The following is a 19,104-nucleotide window of genomic DNA, read 5'->3' as shown; positions in this document are numbered from 1 at the left end:
ATATAGCCGAACCGGCGTTACGGATACAGCCGCACCACCCGCCACGGACCGAATTCCTCGCCCGCGGCCTCGCGGCGGAACGCCATGCGGTCGTGCAGGCGGAAGGCGCGGTCGCGCCAGAACTCGATGCTCAGGGGCGCGACGCGATAGCCGGTCCAGAACTCCGGCCGCGGAATGCGTCCGAGCGCGAACTTCGCCGCGTATTTCGCCACCTGCTTCTCGAGCGCGAAGCGGCTCTCCAGCGGGCGCGACTGCTTCGACGCCCAGGCGCCGATGCGGCTGTCGCGGGCGCGGCTCTCGAAATAGGCGTCGGCCTCGGCGTCGGAGACCTGCGAGACGATCCCGCGCACGCGCACCTGCCGGCGCAGGCTCTTCCAGTGGAAGCACAGCGCCGCGCGCGCATTCTCGCCAAGCTGGCTTCCCTTCGCGCTCTCGGTGTTGGTGTAGAAGACGAAGCCGCGCGCATCGAAACCCTTCAGGAGCACCATGCGCACGTCCGGCAGCCCCTCGGCGTCGGCGGTCGCCAGCGCCATCGCGTTGGGATCGTTGGGCTCCTTCTCGCGGGCGGCCGCCAGCCAGTCGCCGAACAGGGCGAAGGGATCCTCGCGGGCGAAGATGTCCTCGCCGGCCTCGTTTGCGTCGCGCGCGTAATCGGCCTCGCTCGGGCTGGGCGGGATGGCGTCCTTGCCGGCCATGGCGGGAGCTCCGGGCTGGATGAAGGCTTGCAGAGAGCTAACCGTCCCGCCCGCCGCGTCAACCTTTCGCCAACGGACATCGCTTATGAGTGACGGGTCATGAAAGTGCACGAGAGCGTCATACGCGAAGCCTACAAGGCTCTCGGATTGCGGGGCGACGAGGACTTCGAAACCGTGAAGTCCGCGTTCCGCAAGCGCGTCAAGAGCGTGCACCCGGACACGTCCGAGGAGCCGGCGACCGCCGAGACGCTCAAGGCGCTCCAGCGCATGCTCAAGGCCTACGAGCTCCTGCGCCACCACGCGCCGCGCTATTTCGAGCTCGGCGTGACGCCCGAAGAGGCCCGCAAGGGCGGGCTGCGCACGGTCGATGTCGGCGAGCGCACGGTGATGATCCGCATGCTGCCGTTCTCCAAGACGGGCGCGATCATCGTGCCGATGGGCGATCCCAAGTGGCGCATCATCCTCAATGTCCGCGACGAGATGGTCGACGGCGGCGAGGAGGAGGGCCCGAAGGAGCGCGAAGCCCGCGAGCGCAAGCAGCGCGAGCTCGAGGAGGCCGCCGCCCGCGCCCAGGCCGATGTCGAGGGCGGGACGCTCGGCGCCTTCTACGAGAAGTTCGTCAAGGCCTCGCCGGCGGCGCGCTTCGCCAACTGGGTGCGCAAGTCGGTGGCGTGATCCTCAGCGCTGCACCTGGATTTCGTCGAACTCGGCGCGCACCACGTCGCGCATCAGCTCGGCCAGCCGCTCGTAGTGCTCCCCGGCCGCCGCGCCCTGGCGCCAGACCAGCCCGATCGCCCGGCTGACCTCGCGCCCGGTCAGCTTCAGGATCGCGACCTCCTCGCGGCGACGCCCCTCGGACGCGACATAGAGCGCCGGCAGCAGGCTCGCCCCCATGCCCATCCCGACCATCTGGCGCACGGCGTCCAGGCTCGTGCCCTGGTAGTCGGCCAGAAGCCGCGCGCCGACATCCTCGCACAGCCGGCGGATCTGGTGATGCAGCAGGTATTCGGGGCTGAGCGTGATCACCGGCTCGCCGGTCAGCTCCGACACGTCGACCGCCTCGCGGCCAGCGAAGCGGTGATCGGCCGCGACGGCCAGGCGCAACGGCTCGCGCAGCACCCGCCGCACCTCGACGCCGGCCGCCTGGACCGGCAGTTGCGTCAGGATGAGATCATGCTCGCCGCGCAGCAGCTCGTCGACGAGCCGCGCCGGGGTCGACTCCCGCACGTAGAGCCGCAGATCGGGATAGTCGCTGTGAAGCCGGGCGACGACGCGCGGCAGCAGGTAGGGCCCGGCGGTGAAGGTCGCGCCCAGCTTCAGCGTGCCCGAAAAACCGCCGGCGGCCTGCGCGGCGAACGCCGTGAGCTCGTCGACCTGCTGCAGGACCCGCCGGGCGCGGTCGGCGATCTCGCGGCCCGCCGGCGTGAGCGTCAGCTTCGGTCGGGATCGCTCCGCCAGTCGCAGCCCGAGCTCGGCTTCGAGGGCGCCGATCTGTTCACTGAGAGAGGGCTGGCTGACGCCGCAGGCCTCGGCGGCGCGCCGGAACGTCCCCTCCGCCTCGAGCGCGAGGAGATAGCGCAGTTGTCGAAGGGTCGGCCCGTTTGCCCGCATCGGCGATAGGATAAACCGATCATCAATATCGATTCAACCAGGTTGTAGCGATTGTCAGGCCGCTTACTTGTCTCCGCGACGAGGGCCGGACCCGCCGGCTCGAAAGCCTGACAAGGAAGATACCGAGATGAAGCTCCTCCCCGCTCTTCTCCCCGCCGTCGCGGCCCTGGCGGTCAGCGCCCCGGCGCTCGCCCAGCCGATCACCGTCGCTGAGGTCGAATCCGCCCAGGCCGCCTGGGGCGCGGGCATCGTGCGCATCGGCGAGGTTCACGCCGCCGACGGCGATTACGAAACCGCCGCCGCCGAGCATCTGGAGACCCTCTACGCCTACGATCTCGGCGACGTGCTGTTCAAACCGACCAAGGCCGCCGACGACCAATTCCGCGGATCCTTCGACGAGGCCCACTCCTACTTCGTCGGCGGGATCGTCGCCGAGGACGGCGGGTTCGCCATCAATCCCTGGACGGCGGTCCGCTTCGAGAACGAGGGCGTGATCACCGACGCCGACAGCGCCGTGGCGATGGGCAATTACTACTTCACCGACCCGTCGGGCGGAGAGGTGAAGGTCGAGTACACCTTCGGCTATGTCCGCGACGCCGAGGGCGATCTGCGGATCAATCTCCACCACTCCTCCCTGCCCTATCCCGGCTGACGTCCGCCCGTTTCGTTCCCCGCGCCGGCGGCGCCCTTCGACCGACCGGACGCCGCGCGGGCCCCTGACGCCGCCTCATTCCTGATGACGTCCCCGTCCTGTCCCCCTAGGATCAGCGGTCGTCTCGGAGGCGGCGTCTTTTTTTCATGTCCCATAACAGTTTCGGTCATCTCTTCCGCATAACGACCTGGGGCGAGAGCCACGGGCCCGCCATCGGCGTCGTACTCGACGGCTGCCCGCCGCGCATCCCGCTGAGCGAGGCCGACATCCAGCCCTGGCTCGATCGGCGCCGCCCGGGACAGTCGCGCCACGTCACCCAGCGCCGCGAGCCCGATCGCGTGCGCATCCTGTCGGGCGTGTTCGAGGACGATCGGACCGGCGGGCCGGTCACGACCGGCGCGCCGATCAGCCTGGTGATCGACAACGAAGACGCGCGCTCGAAGGACTATTCGGATATCCGGGACACATGGCGGCCGGGCCACGCCGACTTCGCCTACGACATGAAGTACGGCGTGCGCGACTATCGCGGCGGCGGACGCTCCAGCGCGCGCGAGACCGCCGCCCGGGTCGCCGCCGGGGCGATCGCGAGGAAGGTGCTCGGCGACGGCGTCGCGATCCGCGGCGCGCTCGTCCAGGTCGGGCCGCGGGCGATCGATTACGGTCGCTGGGACGACGCCGAGATCGACCGCAACGATTTCTTCTGCCCGGACCCCGAAACGGCGAAGCTCTGGGAGGCCGACATCGATGCGGCCCGCAAGGCCGGCTCCTCGCTCGGCGCGCTCGTGGAGGTCGTCGTCTCCGGGGTTCCCGCCGGCTGGGGCGCGCCGGTCTACGCCAAGCTCGACGCCGATCTCGCCGCGGCGATGATGTCGATCAACGCCGCCAAGGGCGTCGAGATCGGCGCGGGCCTCGGCGCGGCGGCGATGACCGGCGAGGAGGCCGCCGACGAGATGCGGCTGGGCGCGGACGGCGCGCCGGCCTTCCTGTCCAACAACAATGGCGGCGTGCTCGGCGGGATCTCGACCGGCCAGGACCTGGTGGCGCGCTTCTCGGTCAAGCCGACCTCCTCGATCCGCACCGAGCGGCGTACGCTGACCAGAGATCTCGAGGAGACGACGGTCAGCACGCAGGGCCGCCACGATCCCTGCGTGGGCATCCGCGCGGTCCCCGTCGGCGAGGCCATGGCCGCGCTGGTGCTCGCCGACCACATGCTTCTGCACAGGGGGCAGGTCGGGTAGCGGAGGCGGCCCTCGTCCTTCGAGACGCCCCGATCCCCTCATCCTGAGGAGGCCGCGAAGCGGCCGTCTCGAAGGACGGGGATCGGGGCCCTCAGGATGAGGGCCTCTGGATAGCGCGCGCCAAGCTCGACCCCTTGGATCAAGTCCAAGGGCCGAGACGGCTGCAAAGCCCCCCACCCGGCCGGACCTTCGGTCCGTCCACCCTCCCCGCGGAGGGGGAGGGAGGGCTACGCAGCCCGCGCCTACCCCGCCCTCTCGAACACCGCCGCGCACTCGACATGGCCGGTCCAGGCGAACTGGTCGACGGGGGTGACCTCGCCCATGGAATAGCCGCCCTCGACGAGGATCGCCGCATCGCGGGCGAAGGTCGCGGGATTGCACGACACCGAAACGATCCGCGGAACCGCCGAATCCGCCAGCCGCTCGGCCTGCTCCCTGGCGCCCGAGCGCGGCGGATCGAGGACGACGAGATCGGCGCCCTCGAGTTCGGTCGAGGCCAGCGGCTCGAGGGCGAGATCGCGCTTCATTGTCTCGACGGGCTTGATGCCCTGGGTGTGGTCGGCGGCGGCGCGCAGCGCGGCGAGCGCTTCGGCGTCGCCCTCGACGGCCAGCACCGGGGCGTGTTCGGCGAGCCTGAGCGCGAACGCGCCGGAGCCCGCATAGAGATCGATCACGCGTTTCGCGCCGTCGACTGCGGCGAGCGCGACATCGGCCAGCGCCGCCTCGCCCGCCGCCGTGGCCTGCAGGAAGCCGCCGGGCGGGGGAACGATCTCGGCCGGCCCGCATCGCACGAAGGGTTTCGCGCGCTCGGCCACGGGCTCGCCGGAAATGGTGATGCGCGCCCAGCCGCCGGACTGGGCGAGCTCGGCGGCGACGAGGCGATGATCTAGCGTGATCTCGCGCACCCCCTTCACCGCCACGTCGAGCCCGCCCTCGGTCGCGGCGACCGCGATGTCGATGCGGCCCTTCTTCGCCGGCGCCAGCGCGTCGGCGAGGCGGCGCAGATCGGGGAACGCATTGCGGATCGGCTCGGCCGCCACGGGACAGTCGGCGGCGTCGACGAGCCGGTCGGAGGCGCGCTCGGCGTAGCCGAAGACGAACGCCCCGCCGCGGCGCTCGGCGTGCAGCGTGAGCCGCCGGCGCCCCGCGCCGCGGGCGTCGAGCAGCGGACCGACCTCGGCGGCGAGTCCGGCGCGCGCCAGCGCGGCGACGACGCGGTCGCGCTTCCAGTCGCGATAGACCTCCGCGCGCCAGTATTGCAGCGCGCAGCCGCCGCACCGGCCGTGGATGGGGCAGAAGGGCTCGACCCGGTCGGGGCTGTCCGACAACCGCTCGACGACGCGGCCGCGATCGCCACGCACCTCGACGCGCGCCGTCTCGCCGGGCAGCAGGCCGGGGACATAGACCGGCCCCGGGGCGATGGCGTCGCCGCGCGCGCCGACCGCCTCGGCGGTCAGTTCGCGGGTCTCGGCGGGCGGCGTCTTCTTGCGGCGGCGTCGGGTCATACGGCGCTGATGGGGCGCGCAGGACCGAGTAGTCAAGCGCCTGAACGGACATGACCGGTCTGTTCATCTTCGGCTCAGGTCGGACCCGTTAGGCTTTGTTAACCCGTCGGAGCCTGTCCGGCGCGAACCGGGAGACATTGCGTCATGATCCTGAAGCATACCCTGTTCCTAGCATTCGCCGTCGCGCTGCTCGGCGCGCCGACGATGATCTCTGCGCCGAGCGCCGAGGCCGCCGTCGCCGCGCAGGATCGCGACAGGGACGGGCGCCGCGGCGCACGCGCGCGCGTCCAGGCCGAGGACCGCGACATGACCCGGCGCGGAACGGGGGGCCGCCTCGACGGACGACGGGCGCGCTCGGCGCGTTCCGACCAGGATTCCGGTCGCGCCGCGCGGGCCCAGCAGCGCCGCCAGCGAGCGGCGCGGGCCCAGCAAACCCGCCAGCGCGCAACGAACCAGCACAATCGGGGTCAGCGCGCCGGCCACCGCGGCCGCAATCGCGACCAGCGCGCGGTTCATCGCGGCCGCGACCGCGACCAGCGCGCGCGCCATCGCAACCGGGATCGGGATCAGCGCGCCGTGCGTCATCGCGACCGGGACCAGCGCGGCGTGCGTCATCGCGACCGGGATCGTGACCAGCGCGCGCGCCACGCGCGCCGCGACAGGGACGCCGATCGCCGTCATCGCGGCGGACAGCGTTTCGACCGGCATCGCGACCGCCGCGATGCGCGCGACCATCGCCGCGACCGGCGCTACGCCCGCCATCGCGACCAGCGCCGCTATGCGCGTCACGCCCGCTATGACCGCCATCGCTACTATGATCGCCGGAACCGTTACTCCACGCGCACCTACCGGCCGCGCCATCACACGCGCTATCGCTATCACCGGCGTTATTACGACCGGTATTCGCGGGCCGACTTCCACTATAACGACCGCTTCTGCCGGAGCAGCGGCGATGCGGTGATCGCCGGCGCGCTGATCGGCGCGATCTTCGGCGGCGCGGCCGGCGAAGACGCCGGCGCGGCGCTCGCCGGCGGCCTGATCGGGGCGGGCATCGGCGCGGCACTCAACGAATGCGACCGCGGCCAGTACCGCTACGCCCTGCACTACTCGATCAGCAACGGCCGGCCGTATTACTGGCGCAACCCGCACTCCGGCGTGCGCGGCGTGGTCTACGCCCGCGATTTCCATCGCTGGCGCAACCGCCACTGCCGCTGGGGCGATGCGGAGATCTTCCTGCCCAATGGCGAGGTCACCTACGACCGCGTGCGGATGTGCCGCAACCGCTACGGCTACTGGGAGGTGGCGCGGCGTCAATAACCCTCATCCCGACGCCGCATGAAGGGGTCCGCGACGGGGACAGGCGCGGGCCCCTTCTTCTTGCGCGACCGTCGGCGCGGCCGCCCGTTCATCCTGCGCTCATCGCGCGCGGCTTAAGCTTTGCTTAAATCGGAAAGACCGCCGGCCCCGCGCCGGCGGACGCCACGGGAGATCGAGTCATGAAGACGCTTGCGCTATCCGCCCTGTTCGCCGGCGCCGCCGCCATCAGCCCCGCGCTGACCAGCGGCGCGGAGGCCCAGGGCTACGCCGCGCGCTCCTATGACGGCCGTTCGGGTTACGAGGAATGCCGACAGGACCGGCAGGGCCGCCAGGTCGCCGGCGCGCTGATCGGCGGCGTGCTCGGCGCGGTCATCGGCGCGGAGCTGCACGACGAGGCCCAGGACGATCGCCGCGACCGGCGCTATCGCGACGGGCGCCGTCATCATCGCTACGACCGCCATTATCGCGGCCGGCGCGATCATCATCGCGGCCGCCGCGAGTCCGGAAACGAGGGCGCGGTGGTCGCCGGCGCCGGGCTCGGCGCGGTCGCCGGGGCGGCTCTCGCCGGCGGAGGCGACGACTGCGGCGGCGGATCGCGCTACCGCGACGATTACCGCTATCGCGACAGCGGCTATGGCTACAACGATCCCTACGCCGACCCCTACTATCGCGAATCCGGCCGCTACGACGATCGCTACGCCCGGGGCGGCTACGATGATTACGGCTATGACGACGGATATGACTCCCGGCGCTATTCCAGCGGCGAGGAGCTGGTCGGCGGGCCGGGCTACGACGACCGCAACCGGGCCGGCCGGGCCTATGACGACGGCCGCGCCTATCGCGCCTCCTCGTCCGGATCGGCCCAGGTCTCGACCTCGGGCTATTGCCGCTACATGAGCGCCGGCGCCGGACGCCAGACCTATATGTGCGAGGGCGCGGACGGCGTCTGGCGCCCCGCCGACACCTACCGCTGACGACCGACGCCGGGCCGGAGCCTGTTTCCGCCCTCCCCGCCGGACGCGATCCGGCCCGGCGTCGCCTCCCCCGAACGGCCCGCGCTTCCCGGCGCGGGCCGTTTCGCGTCAGTCGACTGCTTCCAAAAGGCAGATCGTTTCGCCGCGGCGGGCCAGGCCGAAGCCGCGCGCGCGAATCTCCTGCGCCGCGTCGCCGTCGGGATCGCGCGCGGGATTGGTGTGGTTGAGATGGATGAAGCGCACCTTCGCGCGCTCGGCCGCGGCCAGGTCGGCGAAGCGGTCCATCGAATGGCGGATGAAGGGATGGGGAAACCCGCTCATGTCGCGGCCCGGGATCTCGCCGTCGGCGAAGAAGGTCGCGTCGAGGAAGGCGATGTCGACCTCGGCGATCGCGTCCTCGATGCGCACGCCCATGGCGTCCCAGTCCTCCCAGCTGTCGATATCGGGCAGGAAGAGCGCCGAGGCCTCCGGACCCTCGATGCGATAGCCGACCACTTCGGAGAATTCCTGGCGGTGGGGAACGAGGAAGGGCGTGACCGATACCTCATCGCCGAGATCGACCGCCGCCCCCGGGGCGAGCTCCGACAGCGCGATATTGCCGTAGGCGACGAGCTGGCTCCACGGCCCGTTGTCCCGGAGAAATCCGGCCATGCGCGGCATGGCGTGGACGACGATCCCGGATGCGCCGAGCGACTCGTGGCCGAGGAAGACCAGCCCGGCGTAATGGCCGATATGGGCGTGGGTGAGGAAGATCCCGTCGAGGAGCGGCGCGTCGTCCCGCGCTCCGGCCGCCACGGTGAGCGCATGGACCTGCGGACGCATGTCCGGGGTCGCCTCGAACAGCCAGCGCTCGCCCGTGCGATGGTCGACCAGGCCGAGCGAGGTCGCGTAGAGCCGCGCCTCGGGATCGTCCCAGGCGGGATCGTCGAAGGCGCCCAGCTGCGGCGCGCCGCCGTCCTGGCCGATCCCGAGGACATGGACCTCCACCTCGCATGCAGACTCTTGCGACGCGGCGGGGGCGGCGAGCGCGGCGACGGCGGTCAGGCCGGCGATGAGCTGTTTCATGGTCGTCTCCTGAATTCCGCGGCCGATGCGATCACGGTTCCACCCGGCGCGCCAGCACCAGGTGCTCGAGATTGCCGTCACCGCCGCGGATCGGGCTCTCCGTCCAGCCTTCGATCGTCCACCCCTCGGCAGCGAGCCAGTCGCGCAGCCCCGCCTTCGCGGCTTCCACCGCGGCCGGATCGGACACGATCCCGCCCTTGCCGACATGGGCCCGGCCGACCTGGAATTGCGGCTTGAACAGCGCGACGAGCTCGGCCCCCGGCGCGGCAAGCGAGAGCGGGCGCGCGAGCACCTTCTCCAGCGCGATGAAGCTCGCGTCGCAGGTGACCAGCGACGGCGGCTCGCCGATCATGTCCGCAGTGAGCTCCCGCGCGTCGGTCTGCTCGAGCGACACCACGCGCGGATCGCCGCGCAGCGAGGCGTGGAGCTGATCGCGCCCGACATCGACGGCGACGACGCGCGCCGCGCCGCGTTCGAGCAGGACCTCGACGAAGCCGCCCGTGCTCGCGCCGATGTCCAGACAGGTCCGGCCGGCGGGATCGACGCCGAACGCGTCGAGCGCGGCGACGAGCTTGAGCGCGGCGCGGGAGACCCAAGGGTGCGCGGGCGCGGCGTCGATCGCCGCACCGTCGGGAATCGTCTGCGAAGGCTTGGTCACCGGCGCGCCGTTCGCCGTCACCCGGCCCGCCTTGATCGCGGCCTGGGCGCGGGCGCGCGTGTCGAAGAAGCCGTGGGCGACGAGATAGCGGTCGGCGCGCATCAGAACGTCGGCTCCGGCCCGCCGAACCGGCCGCGTGCGCATTCTCCTTGCGCTTTCACCCAGAACCCCCTATCTACCGTTTGTCGAATTTTGGACGATTTGCTCGTCTTGCGCGCAACGCGCACCGCCGAAACGATCCCCTCATTTCGATGTTCATCCGCCCCCGTCGGGGGCGTACATCACTCTGTCTACAAGGACTATCTCCCATGGCTACGGGAACTGTTAAGTGGTTCAACGCCACCAAAGGCTACGGCTTCATCCAGCCTGACGACGGCTCGAAGGACGTGTTCGTCCACGCGACCGCCGTCGAGGCCGCCGGCATGCCGCCTCTGACCGAGGGTCAGCGCATCTCGTTCGAAGAAGAGCGCGACTCCAAGAGCGGCAAGTTCGCCGCCTCGAACCTCCAGTCCGCGTAAGCGTTCTGAGTTCGCCGCCGCTCCAAGCGGCGCGGAAGCCCCCGGACCTCACGGTCCGGGGGTTTTTCTTGTTGTTAACCAGACTCGGCGTCAACTGTTCGATGGGTTTATGCGGGGCGATCAGAGCGGACCAACCGTCCGGGGGACGCCGATGAACTTCTATCAGCACTTCGTCATCGCCGCCCTGGTCTCGTTCGGGATGTCGGCCTCGTTCTGGTATCTCTTCGGCGTTTTCGACCTGACCGGCTTTTTCGTCATCTCGACGGCGTGCGCGCTCGTGGGGTCGCTGGCCGGCTGGGTCCCCGAGAAGGGGATCGCCGTGACGATCGGCGTGACCGTCGTGGTACGCGGCCTCGCCTTCCTCGCCATCGCCGGCCTGCCGCCGTACTAGGCGCCCGCCGCCCTCACGCGGCGGGCGGTTCCGACGTTCGAAGCGCGTCCAGCGCGGCGTCGACGTCGTCGGCGTAGGCGACGCAGGCCTCGGCGACGCCGTGAGCGCGCAGCACCCGGCGAGCCTCGGGCCCGGCGCCCGCGATCGTGACCGCCGCGCCGCGCCGCCGCGCCTTCTCGACCAGCGCCAGCACGGCGCGCGCGCCCGTCGCGTCGACGAACATCGCCCCGGAAAGGTCCAGCACGAGGTGGGTCCGGTCCGCCCCGACGCGTTCGAGGATCGAGGCGATGGTGGCCGCAGAGCCGAAGAAGAAGGCCCCGCTCAGCCGGAACACCGCGATGTCGGATGACGCGTCCATCTCCGGATGAGACGCGTCTTCGCCGCGGCCGCCCGGCGTCACCGCGCGCACGCCCGACGCCCGCGACATGCGGCGGACGAACAGCACCGCGCCGAGCGCCGTGCCGACGACGATCGCCTCGCCGAGATCCCGGAACAGCGTCAGCAGCAGCGTCGTCAGGAAGACGGCGGTGTCCTCGGCGGAGCCCTGCGCGATCGCGGCGATGGCGTGACGCTCGATCATGTTCCAGGCCACGACGAGCAGCACGCCGGCGAGCGCGGCGAGCGGGATATAGGCCGCCAGCGGCGCGGCCAGCAGCACGAAGGCCAGGAGAAAGACAGCGTGCAACATTCCGGCGACGGGACCATGCGCGCCGGCGCGGACATTCGTCGCGGTGCGCGCGATCGTGCCCGTCACCGGAATCCCGCCGATCAGGCCGGAGGCGATGTTGGCCGCGCCCTGCGCGGTCAGCTCTGCGTTCGAGCGATGGCGCCGCCCGGTCATGCCGTCGGCGACGACGGCCGAGAGCAGCGACTCGATCGCGCCGAGCATGGCGAAGGCGGCGGCCGTCGGCAGGACGGCGAGGACCGCCTGCGGCGAGAGGTCCAGGCGCGGCGGGTGGGGCAGGCCGGCGGGCACGCCGCCGAAGCGCGTGCCGAGAGTCTCGACCGGCAGGCCCGCCAGCGCCGCGGCGAGCGAGGCCCCGGCGACGCCGATCAGCATGCCCGGCCAGAGCGGCCGCCAGCGCTTGAAGGCGAGGATGGTCGCCGCGGTCGCAAGGCCCAACGCCGCCGCGGCCGGCGACACGCCGTCCAGCGCGCCGGCGAGCGCGGCCAGCTTCTGCGGCAGCGCCGCGGGTTCGGACTCGAGCTGCAGGCCGAGAAAGGCGCTCGCCTGGCTCGCCGCGATGATGAGCGCGATGCCGGTGGTGAAGCCCACCGTCACCGGGTACGGGATGTATTTGACGTAGTCGCCCAGCCTCAGCAGCCCGGCCGCGGCGAGGATGACGCCCGACAGGCCCACTGCCAGGGCCGTGCCGGCCGGGCCGTGCTCGAGCATCGAGGCGGCGACCAGCACGATGAAGGCGCCCGCCGGCCCGCCGATCTGAAACCGGCTGCCGCCGAGCGCGGAGACGACCAGACCGCCGACGATCGCCGTCCACAGCCCCTGGGCGGGCGTCGCCCCGGAGGCCACGGCGATCGCCATGGACAGCGGCAGGGCGACGATGGCGACGGTCAGCCCGGCGAAGGCGTCGGCGCGCAACGCATCGAGACCGTAGCCCTCCCCCAGAACGGTGAAGAGCTTCGGCGTAAAGCGTGGGGTGCGCCCGGAATCGCCCCGGGCGCCGTCCGCGGATCGGGTCGGTTGGGTCACGGCGGAAAGGTCACAACTGGCGAGGGGGCTTTACTAGCACCCTGTCGCCCGGCGCGCGCCTGTTGATTCAGCGCGCCGGCGGATTCGGGCGGCGGACCCGCCCCGGAACGCCGCTCACGCCAGCGCCTTGGCCGCCTCCGCGTCGCGGCCGAGCGCCTCGAGCGCCGTGGCGACGACATGCTTGGCGTTGAGGCCGGCGGCCTCGTACATGGCGTAGGGGCTGTCCTGGTCCTGGAAGACGTCGGGCAGCGTCATGGTGCGGATCTTCAGCCCCGCATCGAGCGCGCCCTTCTCGGCGAGCATGTGCAGGACGAAGGCGCCGAAGCCGCCGCGCGCGCCCTCCTCGATCGTGATCAGCACCTCGTGCTCGCGGGCCAGACGCAGGATCATGTCCTCGTCGAGCGGCTTGGCGAAGCGGGCGTCGGCGACCGTCGTCGACAGCCCCCGCGCGCCGAGATCGTCAGCGGCCTTGAGGCTCTCCTGCAGCCGTCCGCCCAGCGACAGGATCGCCACGGCGGTTCCCTCGCGCACGATGCGGCCCTTGCCGATCTCGAGCGGTTCGGGGTTGTCGGGGATCTCCACGCCCGTCCCCTCGCCGCGCGGATAGCGGAAGGCCGAGGGACCGTCGTCGATCAGCGTCAAGGTCTTCACCATGCGGGCGAGCTCGGCCTCGTCGGACGCCGCCATCACCACCATGCCCGGCAGCATGCCGAGATAGCCGACGTCGAAACTGCCGGCGTGGGTCTGGCCGTCGGCGCCGACCAGCCCGGCGCGGTCGATGGCGAAGCGCACGGGCAGCTTCTGGATCGCCACGTCGTGGACGACCTGGTCATAGCCGCGCTGCAGGAAGGTCGAGTAGATCGCCGCGTACGGCTTCATGCCCTCGGCGGCCAGCCCGGCGGCGAAGGTCACCGCGTGCTGCTCGGCGATGCCGACGTCGAAGGCGCGGTCGGGAAAGCGCTCGGCGAACTTGTCGACGCCGGTGCCGCCGGGCATCGCCGCGGTGATGGCGACGATGGACTCGTCGGTCTCCGCCTCGGCGATGAGCGATTTGGCGAAGACCGACGTGTAGCTCGGCGCGCCGGGCTTCTTCTTCTGCTGCTCGCCGGTGACGACGTCGAACTTGGCGACGCCGTGATACTTGTCGGCGGCGGCCTCGGCGGGCTCGTAGCCCTTGCCCTTCTGCGTGACGCAATGGATGAGGACCGGGCCCTCGTCGTAATCGCGCACATTCCTGAGAACCGGCACCAGCTGGTCGAGCTTGTGGCCGTCGATCGGGCCGATATAGCGGAAGCCCATCTCCTCGAAGAGCGTGCCGCCCATCGCCATGCCGCGCAGATACTCCTCGGCCTTGCGCGCGGCGTCCTCGACGCCCAGCGCGCGGGCGACGCCTTTGCCCAGCTTGCGGATGTCCTGGTAGCTCTTCGACGAGACCTGGCGGGCGAAATAGTGGCTCATCGCGCCGACCGGCGGGGCGATCGACATGTCGTTGTCGTTGAGGATGACGATGAGATTCTTCTTCATCGCCCCGGCGTTGTTCATCGCCTCGTAGGCCATGCCAGCGCTCATCGCGCCGTCGCCGATGACGGCGATGACCTTGCGCTCGTCCTCGCCCTTGAGGTCGCGCGCCACGGCGAAGCCGAGCGCAGCCGAGATCGAGGTCGAGGCGTGGGCCGCGCCGAACGGGTCGTATTCGCTTTCCGAGCGCTTGGTGAAGCCCGACAGCCCGCCGCCCTGGCGCAGCGTGCGGATGCGGTCGCGCCGGCCGGTGAGGATCTTGTGGGGATAGCACTGGTGGCCGACATCCCAGACCAGCACGTCGTCGGGCGTGTCGAAGACGTGGTGCAGCGCCACGGTGAGCTCGACGACGCCGAGCCCGGCGCCGAGATGGCCGCCGGTGACCGAGACGGCGTCGATCGTCTCGGCGCGCAGCTCGTCGGCGACCGACTTGAGGAAGTCGAGATCGCGATTCTTCAGATCCGCGGGGATGTGGATCTGGTCGAGGTGGGGCGTCTCGGGCATTCGGGCTCCGGAAATGGGTCGTCCTAACTGAATTTAGCCATCACGACCGGCGATCCAATACATAGTCGACGACGCCGCGCAGCAGATCGGCCTCCTCGCCGAACCCGGCGAGGTGCGCCTTGGCCTGTTCGGCCAGGCGCTGCGCGCGATCCCGCGCGCCGTCCGCGCCGAGAATGGACACGAAGGTGGCCTTTCCTTGACCGGCGTCCTTGCCGACGGCCTTGCCGGTCTCGTCCTCGGCGCCCTCGGCGTCCAGCAGATCGTCGACGATCTGGTAGATCAGGCCGAGATCGTGGGCGTAGCCGTCCAGCGCGATCCGCGCCTCCTCGCCGGCCTCGGCGAGAATGACCGGCGCCTCGGCGGAGAACGAGATCAGCGCGCCGGTCTTCATGCGCTGCAGCCGGGTGATCAGCCCGATGTCCTCGTCGTGACCCGCCGCGGCCATGTCGATCATCTGCCCGCCGACCATGCCGCGCGCGCCGGCGGCCTCGGCCAGCCGCTGGATGAGCAGCGACCGCACCACGCCGGAGGGGTGCGTGTCCACGCCGGCCAGGATCTCGTAGGCGCTCGCCTGCAGCGCGTCGCCGGCGAGCACGGCGGTGGCCTCGTCATAGGCCCGGTGCACGGTGGGTCGGCCGCGGCGCATGTTGTCGTCGTCCATGCACGGCAGGTCGTCGTGGATGAGCGAGTAGGCGTGGATGCACTCGACCGCGCAGGCGGTCCGCAACAGTCCGCGCTGGGACGCGCCGAGCAGCGAGCCGCACTGGGTGACGAGAAACGGCCGGATGCGCTTGCCCGGACCGAGCGCGGCGTAGCGCATCGCCGAGATCAGCCGCTCTTCCGGCCCCTCGCGCGACGGCAGCAGCGCGTCCAGCGCGACCGTCACGCGGTCGGCGGTCTCCTCGATCGTGGTCATCAGGTCGGGCATCGGCCGGTTTCCGGCTCCTTCCGCGGTTCAGGACACGCGCGCGCCGTCGGGCGCATCGCCGTCCGCGCCCAGCAGCAGGACCGCGCCGTCGGCGTCGTGGACGCCGAGCACCAGCACCTCGGAACGGGCCGGCCCGATCTGGCGCGGCGGGAAATTGACCACTGCGAGCACGCGCCGGCCCGGCAGGTCCTCGAGGCCGTAGCGGTCGGTGATCTGCGCGGAGCTCTTCTTCACGCCGACGCCGGGCCCGAAATCCACCTGGAGCTTGTAGGCCGGCTTGCGCGCCTCCGGGAAGGGCTGCGCGTCGATAATGGTTCCCAAACGGATATCAGCGCGAAAGAAGATCTCTGGATCGATCTCCTCGGCGGGCGGGTCGTCCGGCGTCATCGCCTCACCGCTCCAGGTCGGCGGGCTCGGTCTTCGCCTCGCCGTCGGGACCGAGCACGATCTTGTCGACCTTGAGCTGGGCGTCCTTGAGCCGCTTCTCGCAATGGGCCTTCAGCGCCGCGCCGCGCTCGTAGATGGCGATCGACTTCTCGAGCTCGACCTCGCCGCGCTCCAGCTGCTCGACGATGCGCTCGAGCTCCTCGAGCGCGGCCTCGAAGCTCATCTTGGCGATATCGGCGTTGGCGTCCTCGGCCATGGGGCGCTCCGGTCGGTGGTTGCAGGGCGAACAGACAAGCGCCGAAACCCGGCGCGATCAACCGCCGCGCGCGGCGGCCTTCGGCTCGTAGCGCCGCCACGACCAGTAGACGTCGCCGCCGTCGCGCACGCAGGCGTAGCCGCGGCGCTTCAACGCGGGGCGCAGCATCCGGTTGAACCAGCCGTGGGCGAACAGCATGACCGGGCCGGTGCGGGCGGCCTCGACGAGCCGGTCGGCGGCCTGCGCGGCGCGGCGCTCGGCCTGGCCGCGACTCTCCTTGCCGCGGGCGAAGCCGAGCCACCAGGCGCAGCGCGCCGGCACGCCCCAGGTGCGCGCCGACATCCTGCCGGGGAAGGGCGGCGGGGGCAGCGCGGCCTCGACGAAGACGGAATCGACCTCGATCGGCTTGCCGCCGGCGCAGGCCTGGGCGGTCTCGAGCGCGCGCGGCGCGGGCGAGGAGAAGAGATGGACCGCCTGCTCGGCCTGGGCCAGTAGCGCGGGCGGCGGCGCCTGGCCGTCGCGCAGGCCGCGCTCCTCGTAATCGGCCCACCAGCGCTCGTAGCCGCGCCAGTCGACGCGCTGGCGCCGGTCGGCATCGGGCTCGCCATGGCGGACGATGGTGATGAAGCCCGGCGTGTCTTGGCGGCGCATATCCGTCATGGCGGCTCGCGGGCGGAGATGAGGGGAGCGCCGTCGGCGGCCGGCCCGGTCAGGCCGCCTGCAGCGCGCGCACGAATCCCCGGACCGAGGCTTCCAGCGCCGGGCAGTCGTATCCGCCCTCAAGCACGCAGACAAGGCGCGAGCCGGCGCGCGCGCGCGCGGTTTCGGCCAGGCGCCGGCCGACCCACGCGAAGTCTTCCTCGGTCAGCGCGAGCCCGGCGAGCGGATCGGCGGCGTGGGCGTCGAAGCCCGCCGAGACAAGCAGGATGTCCGGCGCGAAGGCGGCGACCCGCGGCAGGATCGCCGTCTCGATCGCTTCGCGCCAGGCCGGCCCCGCCGTCCCGCCGGGCACGGGGACGTTGACGATATTGTCGTGCGCGCCGGTCTCGTGCGCCGCGCCGGTGCCGGGATAGATCCAGCCCTGGTGGATCGAGGCGAAGAAGAGGCGCGGATCGGACGCGGCGACGGTCTGCGTGCCGTTGCCGTGATGGACGTCGAAATCGACGATCGCGACGCGCTTCAGCCCGCGCGCGTCGACGGCGTGCTTGGCCGCCACGGCGACGCTGTTGAACAGGCAGAAGCCCATCGCCTGGTCCGGCTCGGCGTGGTGGCCGGGCGGACGGCAGGCGCAGAACGCGGCCTCGGCGGTCCCGTCGATCACGGCGTCCACGGCCTGGACCGCCGCGCCGGCGGCCGCCCGCGCGGCCTCCAGCGAGCCCGGACTCATATGCGTGTCCCAGGCGAGCTGCGCATGGCCCGCGGCGGGACTTGAGCGCTCCATGTGCTCGATGTGGGCGGGGGTGTGGACGCGCAGCAGCGCCTCGCGCTCGACCGGGCGCGCCTCGGCGCGGTCGATTCCATCGATCGGCTCGATCGCCGCCATCACCGCGCGCAGCCGGTCGACCCGTTCGGGATTGTCGGGCGGCGGATCGTGGGCGAACCCGGTTTCGGAGGTAAGCACGAGCGTCTTCATGAGACGTCTCATAGCGCTCAAGGCGCGGTCGGGACAGCCCCGTCAGATCAGCTTCAGACGCCGGAACAGCCAGACCTCCACCGCGCCGAGGAACACGATCAGCGCGGTCACCGCGGCGAACGCCCAGGGCGTCTCCGCGCCGGGAATGCCCGCGACATTGATGCCGAGCAGCCCGGTGAGAAGGCTGAGCGGCAGGAAGATCGCCGCGACGACCGACAGCACCAGCGTGTAGCGGTTCATCTGCTCGGCGCGCTTCTCCAGAAGCTGGTCATGGACGACGGCGGCGCGCTCGCGGGCGGCCTCCAGCTCCTCGAGCAGGCGCGTCGTCCGGTCGCCCGCCTCGCGGAGGCGGCTGCGATCGCGCTCCGACAGCCAGGACAGGTCCTCGATGGCCAGCGTGGTGAGCGCGTCGCGCTGCGGGCCGATGAAGCGGCGGAGCAGGATCGCGCGTCGCCGGATGTCGGCGAGTTCGCCGTGAAAGGCCGCCCCGTCGCGTTCGTCGAGCAATTGCTCCTCGAGGTGATCGATCTCCTCGTGGAGTTCGGCGACGGTGGGCTCCATCCTGTCGATGAGGCGCAGGGCCAGCTTGGCGATGAGGTCGCCGGGGGTGACGGGCGCGACGCCGCGCTCGATGGCGTCGATGATGTCCGCGATCGCGTAAAGCGGCCGCAGCCAGACGCCGATCACCCGGTCGGCCTCGATCCAGAAGCGCACCGAGATCATGTCCTCGGGCTCGGCGCCCTCGTGGAGATTGACGCCGCGCAGGATCACCACGGCCCCGTCGCCGTGCACGGTGCAGCGCGGCCGCGTGTCATCAGCGAGCAACGCCTGCTGGACATAGCCGTCGAGCCCGCTGTGCTCCTTGAGCCAGTTCAGCGCCGTGCGTTCGTCGCGGTTCAGATGCGCCCACATGAAGGCATCGCCCGGCCCCTCGGCGGCCGGCTTGGGCTCGCGGTGCTCGGGCAGGAAGAGATGGTCGGCCTCGAGCGTCTCGGCCGCGCCGCGCCCGTCGAGCCGGAAGACCGAGACGGGATCGAGGAGCGGTGCGGCCATGGCGTCCTTCTCTTTTGAGCGGAAGCCTACGCCTCCTCATCCACCAGCGGCCGGGCGCGCACGCGCACGCGGGGGCGTTCGCCGCGGATCTTCTCGACATGAAGCCGTTCGACCTGGCTGTCGTCGTGGAAGACGACGCCGGTGAGCGCGTCGAGCACGGCCTTGGCGACATTGTCGACATCGTGGACGGGCGAGTGCTCGGTCCGCTCGATGTGGATCGTCACCTCGTAGGGGCCCCATTTCGGCCGGACGCGCTTGAACTCGGTGCGGAAGAACTCGCCGATGAGCACCTTGAAGCGGCGCGTCTGCGAGGTCAGCGCATCGACGCGCAGATGGAGCGATCCATTGACGTTGGCTGCCTGCACGCGCCCTCTCCCGACCCAGTCCAGGCCCTCGTTGCGATCATCGGCTTGATCCATCGCGGCCCGGTGCTACACAGCCGATTCGATCCATTCATTCTCCGCCCGCGTCCCCGTTCCGGCAAGCGCGC

The 19,104-nt window shown here is 71.2% G+C and carries 22 protein-coding genes; 7 read left to right on the top strand and 15 right to left on the bottom strand.

Annotated elements, in window-relative coordinates:
* Positions 1–17 precede the first annotated feature (17 nt).
* Positions 18–695 carry a pyridoxamine 5'-phosphate oxidase gene (gene pdxH / locus DDZ18_RS09700; RefSeq protein WP_109253196.1) on the bottom strand — a complete coding sequence of 226 codons (678 nt, stop codon included), beginning with the start codon at positions 693–695 and terminating at the stop codon, positions 18–20.
* A 99-nt stretch (positions 696–794) separates the two neighbouring features.
* Here pdxH and DDZ18_RS09695 point away from each other — a divergent pair, with 99 nt between their 5' ends.
* On the top strand, positions 795–1,370 hold the full coding sequence (locus tag DDZ18_RS09695; RefSeq protein WP_109253195.1) for a J domain-containing protein: 576 nt from the start codon (positions 795–797) through the stop codon (positions 1,368–1,370).
* Between the two features lie 3 nt (positions 1,371–1,373).
* Here the strand turns inward: DDZ18_RS09695 and DDZ18_RS09690 are convergent, their stop codons facing one another.
* A complete protein-coding gene (locus DDZ18_RS09690) occupies positions 1,374–2,306 on the bottom strand; it encodes a LysR substrate-binding domain-containing protein (protein ID WP_109253194.1) in 933 nt (310 codons plus the stop codon).
* A 127-nt stretch (positions 2,307–2,433) separates the two neighbouring features.
* Here DDZ18_RS09690 and DDZ18_RS09685 point away from each other — a divergent pair, with 127 nt between their 5' ends.
* Positions 2,434–2,958, top strand: coding sequence for a hypothetical protein (locus DDZ18_RS09685; RefSeq protein WP_109253193.1), 525 nt, complete (start codon positions 2,434–2,436; stop codon positions 2,956–2,958).
* Positions 2,959–3,104: 146 nt separating this feature from the next.
* Entirely contained in the window at positions 3,105–4,196 is a 1,092-nt protein-coding gene (gene aroC / locus DDZ18_RS09680) for a chorismate synthase (protein ID WP_109253192.1), read from the top strand.
* 242 nt (positions 4,197–4,438) lie between these two features.
* Here aroC and DDZ18_RS09675 read toward each other — a convergent pair whose 3' ends face one another.
* Together DDZ18_RS09675 and DDZ18_RS09670 are read right to left on the bottom strand one after the other, a co-directional pair.
* Positions 4,439–5,701, bottom strand: a complete 1,263-nt coding sequence (locus DDZ18_RS09675; RefSeq protein ID WP_109253191.1) for a class I SAM-dependent RNA methyltransferase — start codon at positions 5,699–5,701, stop codon at positions 4,439–4,441.
* Positions 5,702–5,869: 168 nt separating this feature from the next.
* Positions 5,870–6,316, bottom strand: coding sequence for a hypothetical protein (locus DDZ18_RS09670; protein ID WP_146190654.1), 447 nt, complete (start codon positions 6,314–6,316; stop codon positions 5,870–5,872).
* Between DDZ18_RS09670 and DDZ18_RS13765 the strand changes: the two genes are divergently transcribed.
* Together DDZ18_RS13765 and DDZ18_RS09660 are read left to right on the top strand one after the other, a co-directional pair.
* The gene (locus DDZ18_RS13765; RefSeq protein WP_146190653.1) at positions 6,308–7,018 is read left to right on the top strand and encodes a hypothetical protein; all 711 of its coding nucleotides are present in this window, start codon (positions 6,308–6,310) and stop codon (positions 7,016–7,018) included. The two genes, DDZ18_RS09670 and DDZ18_RS13765, sit on opposite strands and share 9 nt — an antisense overlap.
* A gap of 179 nt (positions 7,019–7,197) precedes the next feature.
* Positions 7,198–7,992, top strand: a complete 795-nt coding sequence (locus DDZ18_RS09660; RefSeq protein WP_109253188.1) for a hypothetical protein — start codon at positions 7,198–7,200, stop codon at positions 7,990–7,992.
* 108 nt (positions 7,993–8,100) lie between these two features.
* Here the strand turns inward: DDZ18_RS09660 and DDZ18_RS09655 are convergent, their stop codons facing one another.
* Both DDZ18_RS09655 and DDZ18_RS09650 read right to left on the bottom strand, forming a co-directional pair.
* Positions 8,101–9,057 carry an MBL fold metallo-hydrolase gene (locus tag DDZ18_RS09655; RefSeq protein ID WP_109253187.1) on the bottom strand — a complete coding sequence of 319 codons (957 nt, stop codon included), beginning with the start codon at positions 9,055–9,057 and terminating at the stop codon, positions 8,101–8,103.
* Between the two features lie 31 nt (positions 9,058–9,088).
* On the bottom strand, positions 9,089–9,817 hold the full coding sequence (locus DDZ18_RS09650) for a TlyA family RNA methyltransferase (RefSeq protein ID WP_109253378.1): 729 nt from the start codon (positions 9,815–9,817) through the stop codon (positions 9,089–9,091).
* Between the two features lie 206 nt (positions 9,818–10,023).
* Here DDZ18_RS09650 and DDZ18_RS09645 point away from each other — a divergent pair, with 206 nt between their 5' ends.
* Positions 10,024–10,233: a cold-shock protein gene (locus DDZ18_RS09645; protein ID WP_109253186.1), complete on the top strand. Its 210-nt coding sequence runs from the start codon at positions 10,024–10,026 to the stop codon at positions 10,231–10,233.
* Positions 10,234–10,384: 151 nt separating this feature from the next.
* Complete coding sequence (locus DDZ18_RS09640; RefSeq protein WP_109253185.1) at positions 10,385–10,624, top strand: hypothetical protein; 240 nt, start codon at positions 10,385–10,387, stop codon at positions 10,622–10,624.
* A gap of 13 nt (positions 10,625–10,637) precedes the next feature.
* Here the strand turns inward: DDZ18_RS09640 and DDZ18_RS09635 are convergent, their stop codons facing one another.
* The 9 genes from DDZ18_RS09635 to DDZ18_RS09595 form a co-directional block, all read right to left on the bottom strand.
* Positions 10,638–12,335 (bottom strand): SulP family inorganic anion transporter, encoded by a 1,698-nt coding sequence (locus DDZ18_RS09635; RefSeq protein WP_109253184.1) that lies wholly within the window; start codon positions 12,333–12,335, stop codon positions 10,638–10,640.
* Positions 12,336–12,449: 114 nt separating this feature from the next.
* Positions 12,450–14,357, bottom strand: a complete 1,908-nt coding sequence (gene dxs, locus DDZ18_RS09630) for a 1-deoxy-D-xylulose-5-phosphate synthase (protein WP_109253183.1) — start codon at positions 14,355–14,357, stop codon at positions 12,450–12,452.
* A 40-nt stretch (positions 14,358–14,397) separates the two neighbouring features.
* Positions 14,398–15,285 (bottom strand): polyprenyl synthetase family protein, encoded by an 888-nt coding sequence (locus DDZ18_RS09625; protein WP_109253182.1) that lies wholly within the window; start codon positions 15,283–15,285, stop codon positions 14,398–14,400.
* 27 nt (positions 15,286–15,312) lie between these two features.
* A complete protein-coding gene (locus tag DDZ18_RS09620) occupies positions 15,313–15,672 on the bottom strand; it encodes a tRNA-binding protein (protein ID WP_109253181.1) in 360 nt (119 codons plus the stop codon).
* A gap of 4 nt (positions 15,673–15,676) precedes the next feature.
* A complete protein-coding gene (locus tag DDZ18_RS09615) occupies positions 15,677–15,928 on the bottom strand; it encodes an exodeoxyribonuclease VII small subunit (RefSeq protein WP_109253180.1) in 252 nt (83 codons plus the stop codon).
* A gap of 57 nt (positions 15,929–15,985) precedes the next feature.
* On the bottom strand, positions 15,986–16,588 hold the full coding sequence (locus DDZ18_RS09610) for a histidine phosphatase family protein (RefSeq protein ID WP_109253179.1): 603 nt from the start codon (positions 16,586–16,588) through the stop codon (positions 15,986–15,988).
* Between the two features lie 49 nt (positions 16,589–16,637).
* Positions 16,638–17,561, bottom strand: coding sequence for a histone deacetylase family protein (locus DDZ18_RS09605; protein ID WP_109253178.1), 924 nt, complete (start codon positions 17,559–17,561; stop codon positions 16,638–16,640).
* 42 nt (positions 17,562–17,603) lie between these two features.
* Complete coding sequence (locus tag DDZ18_RS09600) at positions 17,604–18,614, bottom strand: zinc transporter ZntB (protein WP_109253177.1); 1,011 nt, start codon at positions 18,612–18,614, stop codon at positions 17,604–17,606.
* A 26-nt stretch (positions 18,615–18,640) separates the two neighbouring features.
* Positions 18,641–18,979, bottom strand: a complete 339-nt coding sequence (locus DDZ18_RS09595) for a RusA family crossover junction endodeoxyribonuclease (protein WP_109253377.1) — start codon at positions 18,977–18,979, stop codon at positions 18,641–18,643.
* Positions 18,980–19,104 lie beyond the last annotated feature (125 nt).

Source organism: Marinicauda salina (genome assembly GCF_003122085.1).
GTDB classification, from domain to species: Bacteria; Pseudomonadota; Alphaproteobacteria; order Caulobacterales; family Maricaulaceae; genus Maricicauda_A; species Maricicauda_A salina.
The sequence above is the reverse complement of the archived record's forward strand: the minus strand, read 5'-3'. Positions and strand labels throughout refer to the sequence as shown.